Genomic DNA, 8,882 nt, shown 5'->3' on the forward strand with positions numbered 1-8,882 from the left:
CGGTACGCCCTCGTGTTCGTAGGCTCTTCCCGGGGGCTTGCCCCCGGGTACTGGCGTGCCGGGCCCGGGCTGCTGGCTCGACCGGGGTCACGGAAGGGTCCGGTCGGGGCTTCGCGCCCGGCACGGTGAGGCCATACCCAACTAGGTCGAGCACACAAACCTGACAGGAACCGATGTCTGACGAATCGCGTCCCTCGCCCGCGCAGACGCCCTCCGACGCCCGTACGCACACCCGCACCGCGGCCGTGATCCCGGCCGCCGGCCGGGGCGTACGGCTCGGTCCCGGCGCGCCGAAGGCCCTGCGCGCGCTGGGCGGCACGCCCATGCTCATCCACGCCGTCCGGGCGATGGCCGCGTCCCGGGCCGTCTCCCTGGTCGTCGTCGTGGCGCCGCCCGACGGCGCCGCCGAGGTCAGGAACCTGCTCGACGCGCACGCGCTGCCGGAGCGGACGGACTTCCTCGTCGTGCCCGGCGGCGCGTCGCGGCAGGAGTCCGTACGGCTCGGCCTGGACGCGCTGCCGCCCGCGTACGACATCGTCCTCGTGCACGACGCGGCCCGGCCGCTGGTGCCCGTGGACACGGTGGACGCCGTGATCGAGGCGGTGCGCGAGGGCGCGCCCGCCGTGGTGCCGGCGGTGCCGCTGGCCGACACGGTCAAGCAGGTCGAGCCCGCCACGGCGCCGGGGGAGCCCGAGCCGGTGGTCGCGACGCCGGAACGGGCGCGGCTGCGGGCGGTGCAGACGCCGCAGGGCTTCGACCGGGCGACGCTGGTGCGGGCTCACGAGACGGTGACCGGCGAGGTCACCGACGACGCGAGCATGGTCGAGCGGCTCGGGCCGACGGTGGTGGTCGTGCCGGGGCACGAGGAGGCGTTCAAGGTGACGCGCCCCCTCGACCTGGTGCTCGCGGAGGCGGTACTGGCGCGACGGAGGCTGAACGATGGGTTCTGAGACGGACGAGGCGTCGCTGCCCCCGCTGCCGCAGGTCGGGATCGGTACGGACATCCACGCCTTCGAGGACGGCCGCGAGCTGTGGTGCGCCGGGCTGAAATGGGAGGGCGAGGGCCCCGGGCTGGCCGGGCACTCCGACGCGGACGTCGTCGCGCACGCGGCGTGCAACGCGTTGTTCTCCGCGGCCGGAGTCGGGGACCTCGGGCAGCACTTCGGCACCGGGCGGCCCGAGTGGTCCGGGGCGTCGGGGGTGACGCTGCTGACCGAGGCGGCGCGGATCGTGCGGGCGGCCGGGTTCCGGATCGGGAACGTCGCGGTGCAGGTGGTCGGGGCGCGCCCGAAGGTCGGCAAGCGGCGCGAGGAAGCGCAGGCGGTGCTGTCCGCGGCGGTGGGAGCGCCGGTGTCGGTGTCCGGGGCGACGACGGACGGGCTCGGGTTCCCCGGGCGGGGAGAAGGGCTGATGGCGGTGGCGACGGCGCTGGTGGTCCGGGTGGGGTGACGGTTCCCGGCGGGGCTTCGGCGGGTACGGCGGGTGCGGGAGCGCCGGCCCTGGTGCGCGCCGGGCGCTGCGGCTCCGTGCGGGCCCCGCCCCGCGCCCCGCCAGGGCCTGCGTCCCTCGCGCGGGGGTGGAAGCGGGGTGGGGGGAAGGGGCGCGTGGGGCCGTGTGCCCTTGGCACTGCCCGGCGCCTACTACCCTGGAGTCGTGACTATTCGCCTGTACGACACCAGCGCCCGGCAGATCCGTGACTTCGCCCCCCTCGTGCCGGGCTGTGTCTCGATCTACCTGTGCGGTGCCACCGTGCAGGCGGCCCCGCACATCGGGCACATCCGGTCGGGCCTGAACTTCGACATCATGCGCCGCTGGTTCGCCTACCGCGGCTACGACGTCACGTTCGTCCGCAACGTCACCGACATCGACGACAAGATCATCAAGAAGGCGGCGGAGCAGAACCGCCCCTGGTGGTCCATCGGTTACGAGAACGAGCGGGCCTTCAACAACGCCTACGACGCCCTCGGCTGCCTGCCGCCGACGTACGAGCCCCGCGCCACCGGCCACATCACCGAGATGGTCGAGATGATGCGCGGCCTCATCGAGCGCGGACACGCCTACGAGGCCGAAGGCAACGTCTACTTCGACGTACGGTCCCTGCCCGGCTACCTGTCGCTGTCCAACCAGGACCTCGACGAGCTGCGCCAGCCCTCCGGCGAGGGCGAGGGCGGCAAGCGGGACCCGCGGGACTTCGCCATGTGGAAGGCGGCCAAGCCCGGCGAGCCGAGCTGGGAGACGCCGTGGGGGCGCGGCCGGCCCGGCTGGCACCTGGAGTGCTCCGCCATGGCGCACAAGTACCTGGGCAGCGAGTTCGACATCCACGGGGGCGGGATCGACCTGATCTTCCCCCACCACGAGAACGAGATCGCCCAGGCCGAGGGCTTCGGCGACGCCTTCGCGCGGTACTGGGTGCACAACGCCTGGGTCACCATGAGCGGCGAGAAGATGTCGAAGTCGCTCGGCAACAGCGTGCTCGTCAGCGAGATGGTCAAGCAGTGGCGGCCGGTCGTGCTGCGGTACTACCTCGGCACCCCGCACTACCGCTCCACCATCGAGTACAGCGAGGAGTCGCTGCGCGAGGCCGAGTCGGCGTACGCGCGGATCGAGGGCTTCGCGCAGCGCGTCACCGAGCTGGCCGGCCGCGCCGTCGAGCCCGCCGCCGAGGTGCCGCCCGCCTTCGCCGAGGCGATGGACGACGACCTGGGCGTCCCGCAGGCCCTCGCCGTCGTGCACACCACCGTCCGGCAGGGCAACAGCGCGCTGGCCGCCGACGACAAGGAGGCCGCCGTCGGCCGGCTCGCCGAGGTGCGGGCCATGCTCGGCGTGCTCGGGCTCGACCCGCTGGCCCCGCAGTGGGCGGGCGAGCAGGAGCAGGGCGGGGACCTCAAGCACGTCGTCGACAGCCTCGTACGCCTCGTCCTCGACCAGCGCGAGGCCGCGCGGGCGCGCAAGGACTGGGCCACCGCGGACGCCATCCGCGACCAGCTCGGGCACTCCGGTCTCGTGATCGAGGACAGCCCGCAGGGACCCCGCTGGAGCCTCGGCTCCCGCTGACCCGACCGGCTCCCCGCGATCCGGTCCCGTAGATCGATTGTGCCGCCCGGCCTTCCGGGCGGCACACTGCATGTGAAGCAAGCAGCACGCACACTCCCGTAGAGAGCGGAGACAGGTAACTCATGGCCGCGAACAACCGCCGCATGTCCGGCAAGAAGGGCGCGCAGGTCGGCAGCGGCGGCAAGCGACGCCGGGGCCTGGAAGGCAAGGGGCCGACGCCTCCCGCCGAGATGCGCAAGGGGCACGTCAAGCAGCGCGCCGCCAACGCCAAGGCGCGCCGCGCCACCGGACGCACGCCGCAGCGGCGCGGGGGCGGCCGGTCCACGTCCGAGCTCGTGGTCGGCCGCAACCCCGTCTTCGAGGCGCTGCGCGACGGCGTGCCCGCCTCGACGCTCTACGTCCAGCAGTTCATCGACAACGACGAGCGGGTGCGCGAGGCGCTCCAGCTCGCGGCCGAGCGCGGCAACATCAACCTCATGGAGGCGCCGCGTCCCGAGCTGGACCGGATGACCAACGGGCTCAACCACCAGGGCCTCGTCCTCCAGGTCCCGCCCTACGAGTACGCGCACCCCGAGGACCTGGTCGCCGCCGCCCACGACGAGGGCGCCGACCCGCTGATCGTCGCCCTCGACGGCGTGACCGACCCGCGCAACCTCGGTGCCGTCGTCCGCTCCGTCTCCGCCTTCGGCGGCCACGGCGTCGTCGTGCCCGAGCGGCGCGCGGCCGGCATGACGGCGGGTGCCTGGAAGACGTCCGCCGGTACGGCCGCCCGTACGCCGGTGGCGCGCGCCACCAACCTCACGCGCGCCCTGGAGTCGTACCAGAAGGCCGGCATCACCGTCGTGGGCCTCGCCGCCGACGGCGAGGTCGAGATCGGTGACCTGGAGGCCCTGGGCGGCCCCGTGGTCGTCGTGGTCGGCAGCGAGGGCAAGGGCCTGTCGCGGCTCGTCGGGGAGACCTGCGACCACCGGGTGCGGATCCCGATGCCGGGTGGCGCCGAGTCCCTCAACGCCGGTGTGGCGGCGGGGATCGTGCTCTACGAGGCGGCGCGCCGACGGGCGTGAACGAGGGTTCGACACCGTAGCCCGTACGGGGTGTTCCGGACGGTCCGGACATGCTTGACGCGGTCCGGACAGATCCGGCCGGTCAAGGCAGTGTCCTAACGACACATCACTCGGTTAGATGAGTGTGGACACCAGAACACCCCGCACACCCACGGGGGACCGCTCGTCGGGAATCGACGACGCTCCCGCGCTGAGCATGGTGAAGGTGCCGAGCGATCCGGCCCAGGTCATCGTCAACCACGCGAGTTTCCGCGTGCAGCTCGGTGCCTCCGCGCGGCGGACCCGGTCCCCGCGGATCGCGCGGCACTTGAGCGCCACCCAGGACACCGCCCGCATGCCCGTCGTGGGCACCGCCCCGGGCCCTGCCGGCTCCGTCGCCCCGGCCGCCGCCCGGCGCCGCGCCGTCGTCTGGAGCGGACGCTCCGACCCGGACGACACCGGAGCCCACCGTCTGCTCCAGGCGGTGCGGGCCGGAGCCGGCCGGCACGTCGCGGACCAGACCGCCGACGGCCCGGCCGACGCCGGGGCCACCCAGGTCATCCCCCGCGTCGACGGGGGCGCACCGGGTTACGACGGCTACGACGGCTACGACGAGGGCCCCGCCACCCAGACCCTCGAGACCCCCCTCGTGGGCGCCCAGCGGGGCCCCGTCCCCGACGGCACCCGGCTGCTGCCCGCCATGCGCACCGTCGGCAGCGCCTACGACGAACCCGCCTACACCGGCGAAGACTTCGAGGCCGGCCCCGACGGCTACGGCGAGGACGAGACCGCACCGGCCGAGCCGCGCACCAGGCGCCACGCCGACGACCCGGCGCGGCACGCCTACTTCCCCGGCCGCCGCATGAACCTCGGCGTCGTGCTGCTGCCGCTGCGCGTCTTCCTCGGCTTCATCTCCATCTACGCCGGCATGGGCAAGCTCTGCGACCCCGTCTACTTCGACGGCGGCGAACGCGGCTCCATGGTCAAGTGGCTCAACACCCTGCACCCCTGGGACGTCGCCGAGCCGCTGCGCCAGTTCGCCCTCGCCCACCCCGTCGGCGCCGGCCTCGTCATCGCCTTCCTGCAGGTGCTGGTGGGCGTCCTGACCATCTTCGGCTGCTGGCAGCGCGTCGCCGCCGTCTTCGGCGCCGGCCTGTCCGCCGCGCTCCTGGTCACCGTCAGCTGGAAGAGCGTCCCCGTCTACGACGCGCCCGACATCATCTACCTCGCCGCCTGGTCCCCGCTGATCATCGCCGGTGCGCCCGTCTACTCCGTGGACGGCCGGCTCGCGGGCAGCGCCTGGCGACGGCTCGGCCCCCGCGCCGACATCTGGGACCTGCGCCGCTACGTCCTGCGGCGCGGCGCGCTCGTCACCTTCCTCGTCGCCGGAGTCACCCTCCTCGTCGGCTCGCTGCTCGGCGGTGCCGTCAGGGACGCCGACCGCGTGGTCGTGCCCGGCCCCGGTGAGGCACCGCGCAACGAGCTGCCCGGCTCCCCGCTCCCGCAGGAGCCCGGCACGCGCGAGCCGAAGTCCCCCGAGGCCTCCGCCTCACCCACCCAGGGCGCCACCAGCGGCGCGGCGACCCCCTCCGAGGACGCCGCGGCCACGGCCGGGGCCACCCGCGACAGCGGCGGCACCGCCCCCGGGGGCACCGTGCCCAGCCAGACCCAGGGCACCACGGGCCAGGCCCCGCCGCAGCGGTCCACCCCGGCCGGGCAGGCGCCGAGCACCACCGCGGGGCCGACCTCCGGCGGCACCACGACCGGCGGCGGCAGCGGCACCACCGGCGGCACCGGAAGCGGCAGCGAGGGCGGGGACTCCTCCACCACCGGGGAGCCCGGCAGCCGGCTGGTGGGCGGCCTCCTGGGCTAGCCCACGGGGCCGGACCGGCCCCGCCCACGCCAAGGGGCCCCGCACGTCGTCCGTGCGGGGCCCCTGTTACGTGCCGCGGGCGCCCGACCGATCGGCGCGGGACGGGAGGCCGAGAGACCGCGCCGAGGGCTCCGGAGGGTTCAGCGACCCTGGGCGGCCAGTTCGCGGGCCGCCTCCGTCAGGTCCTTCGCGGTGTCGATCGCCCGCCAGTAGGAGCCCTGCGGGATCGGGAAACCGGCCAGCCGGCGCTCCCGGGCCAGCCTCGGGAACGTCGTCCGCTCGTGGTCACCGCGTTCCGGGAGCATCGCCGCGAACCCGGGCGAGAAGACGTACACCCCGGCGTTGATCTCGAAGGTCGACGGGGGTGCCTCGATGAAGTCGGTGATGTGGCCGAAGCCGTCCGTCTGCACGGCGCCCCAGGGCAGCCGCGGACGGGCCAGGGAGAGGGTCGCGACGGCGTCCCGCTCGGCGTGGAAGTCGGCCATGTCGCGCAGCGAGAAACGGGTCCAGATGTCACCGTTCGTGGCGTACCAGGGCCGGTCGGGGTGCGGGAGGCGCGCGGCGGCGTACTTGAGGCCGCCGCCCCGGCCGAGGGGCTCGGTCTCGACGACCGTGGTGACGGAGAGCGGCAGGTCGGCGGTCTCCAGCCACTGCTGGAGCACCTCGGCCAGATGGCCGCAGGAGACGACGACGTCCGTCACGCCCTCCTCGGCGAGCCAGGCGAGCTGGTGCCCGATGATGGGAGTGCCCGTGCCGGGGATCTCGACCATCGGCTTGGGCCGGTCGTCGGTGTAGGGGCGCAGCCGGGAACCCTGTCCGCCGGCCAGGACGACGGCTTGAACGGGGCGGCGGGACGCGGCGTTCGGATCGGTCATGCCCGAACTGTACGCGGCGCCCCGCCGGCCACCGAAGCGCGTTCAGCCGTGCGCGGCCAGCACGCCCGAGGCGAAGGCGGTGTCGCAGACCGGGCGCGCGTAGGACTGGGCGCGGGTCGGGCCGTACACCTTGACCGCGGCGCGGCCGAGGGCGCGGGCCAGGGACGCGCAGTGCCCGGCGAGCGACGGGCGCTCGTCCACAGCCTGCTGGAGGTGGGTGAGGGCGACGCCCGGGTCCTCCTCCTGGAGTTCCGTCAGCAGCCGGTCGCGCAGCACCTCGTGCGGCGCGCGGGCGGCGGTCCGGGAGGTGGCCTTGGACGAGGAGGCCTCCGACGCGGCGAGCACCGAGTCGGAGGGATCGCCCGACCAGTTGACCCGGGTGACCGCGAGAGTCCCGGAGAGCACCAGGACGACGGGCAGGACGAAGGCGAGAGAGCGGCCGATCCGGTGGGCGGGGCCCCGGCCGCGTCGCGTCTGTCGGGTGGTGGAGTGCTTCACGGAATGCTTCACGCGAGTGAGGGTAGCGCCCGGTAACCATATGGCGACATTTGGTCACCCCTTCGGGTGACGAGGAAGGGCTACCCAGTGGGTGGGGGGTTGACGTACGTCGCTCGAAACGTCCGTTGTGCCGGGGTATTTGTCGACAACGGGAAGGGCCCCGCGGCCGGCCGCGGGGCCCTTCCCGTCAACTCGGGTGAAATCAGTCGGAGAGACGCTCGCCCGTGGAGGACGAGAAGACGTGGCTCTCGCCCGGACGCGGCACGACGTGGACGATCGCGCCCTTCTCCGGCACCGCGCGGCTGCTGACGCGGACCACGAGGTCCTTGCTCTCGCCGCCGACGTCGACGGTGCCGTAGACGTAGCCGTCGGCGCCGGTCTCCTCCACGACGTTCACGGTGACCGCCATGCCCGCCGGGGCGTCCTCGCTGCCCTTCGTCAGGGTGGCGGACACGCCGCCGTTCAGCTCGACCACGTCGAAGTGCTCGGGGCGGACGCCGACGGTGACCGTGCGGTCGCCCTTGTCGGCGGCGGCCTTCAGGGCGTCCCGGTTGACGGGGACGACGCTGTTGCCGAACTTCACGCCGCCGTCGGTGATCGGCACCTCGATCAGGTTCATGGCGGGGGAGCCGATGAAGCCGGCCACGAAGAGGTTCGCGGGCTTGTCGTACATGTTCCGCGGCGAGTCGACCTGCTGGAGCAGACCGTCCTTGAGGACCGCCACACGGTCGCCCATCGTCATGGCCTCGACCTGGTCGTGGGTGACGTAGACGGTGGTGATGCCGAGGCGGCGCTGGAGCGAGGCGATCTGCGTACGGGTGGAGACGCGGAGCTTGGCGTCCAGGTTGGACAGCGGCTCGTCCATGAGGAACACCTGCGGCTCACGCACGATCGCGCGGCCCATCGCCACACGCTGGCGCTGACCGCCGGAGAGGGCCTTCGGCTTGCGGTCCAGGTACTCGGTGAGGTCGAGGATCTTCGCGGCCTCCTCGACCTTCTGCCGGATCTCCGCCTTGTTGACGCCGGCGATCTTGAGCGCGAAGCCCATGTTGTCGGCGACCGTCATGTGCGGGTACAGCGCGTAGTTCTGGAACACCATGGCGATGTCCCGGTCCTTCGGCGGCAGGTGCGTGACGTCGCGGTCGCCGATGCGGATGGCGCCGCCGTTCACGTCCTCGAGCCCCGCGAGCATGCGGAGCGAGGTGGACTTGCCACAGCCGGAGGGTCCGACGAGGACGAGGAACTCGCCGTCCTCGATCGCGATGTCGAGACCGTCGACGGCGGGCTTGGTGGAACCCGGGTAGACGCGGGTCGCCTTGTCGAACGTAACAGTGGCCATGGTGATGGGCCCCCTTCTACCGGCAGGAACGTGCCGGACGATCCGTTGTAGGAAGGTGGTGTGGTGTAGTCCACACGGGTGAACTGGGTCAGGACGGTACCTGGCGTTCACCTGGTCTGTCAGTACCTGTGGGCCTGTGAACTTCGCCGAAAATTTTCGCGTCACACCGTTCACCGCCGCTGTGTACAGTGGAGCAGCCT

The 8,882-nt window shown here is 73.2% G+C and carries 8 protein-coding genes; 5 read left to right on the forward strand and 3 right to left on the reverse strand.

Annotated features, from left to right (window positions below; all coding sequences use genetic code 11):
* The first annotated feature begins 173 nt into the window (after positions 1–173).
* The 5 genes from ispD (at position 174) to ACGF5T_RS07305 (ending at position 5,970) form a co-directional block, all read left to right on the forward strand.
* Positions 174–950 (forward strand): 2-C-methyl-D-erythritol 4-phosphate cytidylyltransferase, encoded by a 777-nt coding sequence (ispD, locus tag ACGF5T_RS07285; RefSeq protein WP_366766743.1) that lies wholly within the window; start codon positions 174–176, stop codon positions 948–950.
* Positions 940–1,449, forward strand: a complete 510-nt coding sequence (gene ispF, locus ACGF5T_RS07290) for a 2-C-methyl-D-erythritol 2,4-cyclodiphosphate synthase (RefSeq protein ID WP_356608532.1) — start codon at positions 940–942, stop codon at positions 1,447–1,449. The genes ispD and ispF overlap by 11 nt, the downstream gene beginning before the upstream one ends.
* Before the next feature lie 204 nt (positions 1,450–1,653).
* Positions 1,654–3,054, forward strand: a complete 1,401-nt coding sequence (gene cysS / locus ACGF5T_RS07295; protein ID WP_356608530.1) for a cysteine--tRNA ligase — start codon at positions 1,654–1,656, stop codon at positions 3,052–3,054.
* A gap of 122 nt (positions 3,055–3,176) precedes the next feature.
* A complete protein-coding gene (gene rlmB / locus ACGF5T_RS07300; RefSeq protein ID WP_356608529.1) occupies positions 3,177–4,118 on the forward strand; it encodes a 23S rRNA (guanosine(2251)-2'-O)-methyltransferase RlmB in 942 nt (313 codons plus the stop codon).
* Positions 4,119–4,236: 118 nt separating this feature from the next.
* Positions 4,237–5,970, forward strand: coding sequence for a DoxX family protein (locus ACGF5T_RS07305; RefSeq protein ID WP_356608527.1), 1,734 nt, complete (start codon positions 4,237–4,239; stop codon positions 5,968–5,970).
* A 140-nt stretch (positions 5,971–6,110) separates the two neighbouring features.
* On the opposite strand, the gene ACGF5T_RS07310 is transcribed toward ACGF5T_RS07305, so the two are convergent.
* From ACGF5T_RS07310 to msiK, 3 genes are all read right to left on the reverse strand, one after another.
* On the reverse strand, positions 6,111–6,845 hold the full coding sequence (locus tag ACGF5T_RS07310; protein WP_356608525.1) for a nucleotidyltransferase family protein: 735 nt from the start codon (positions 6,843–6,845) through the stop codon (positions 6,111–6,113).
* A 42-nt stretch (positions 6,846–6,887) separates the two neighbouring features.
* Complete coding sequence (locus ACGF5T_RS07315; protein ID WP_356608718.1) at positions 6,888–7,343, reverse strand: hypothetical protein; 456 nt, start codon at positions 7,341–7,343, stop codon at positions 6,888–6,890.
* Positions 7,344–7,545: 202 nt separating this feature from the next.
* Positions 7,546–8,682 (reverse strand): diacetylchitobiose ABC transporter ATP-binding protein MsiK, encoded by a 1,137-nt coding sequence (gene msiK / locus ACGF5T_RS07320; protein ID WP_356608523.1) that lies wholly within the window; start codon positions 8,680–8,682, stop codon positions 7,546–7,548.
* Positions 8,683–8,882 lie beyond the last annotated feature (200 nt).

It is taken from the genome of Streptomyces sp. NPDC047853, assembly GCF_043204535.1.
Taxonomy (GTDB): domain Bacteria; phylum Actinomycetota; class Actinomycetes; order Streptomycetales; family Streptomycetaceae; genus Streptomyces.

Bases quoted from the DNA above. Each gene is read 5' to 3' on its own strand.
- ispD (WP_366766743.1), top strand. From the start codon at position 174: ATGTCTGACGAATCGCGTCCCTCGCCCGCGCAGACGCCCTCCGACGCC.
- ispF (WP_356608532.1), top strand. From the start codon at position 940: ATGGGTTCTGAGACGGACGAGGCGTCGCTGCCCCCGCTGCCGCAGGTC.
- rlmB (WP_356608529.1), top strand. From the start codon at position 3,177: ATGGCCGCGAACAACCGCCGCATGTCCGGCAAGAAGGGCGCGCAGGTC.
- ACGF5T_RS07305 (WP_356608527.1), top strand. From the start codon at position 4,237: ATGAGTGTGGACACCAGAACACCCCGCACACCCACGGGGGACCGCTCG.
- ACGF5T_RS07310 (WP_356608525.1), bottom strand. From the start codon at position 6,845: ATGACCGATCCGAACGCCGCGTCCCGCCGCCCCGTTCAAGCCGTCGTC.
- msiK (WP_356608523.1), bottom strand. From the start codon at position 8,682: ATGGCCACTGTTACGTTCGACAAGGCGACCCGCGTCTACCCGGGTTCC.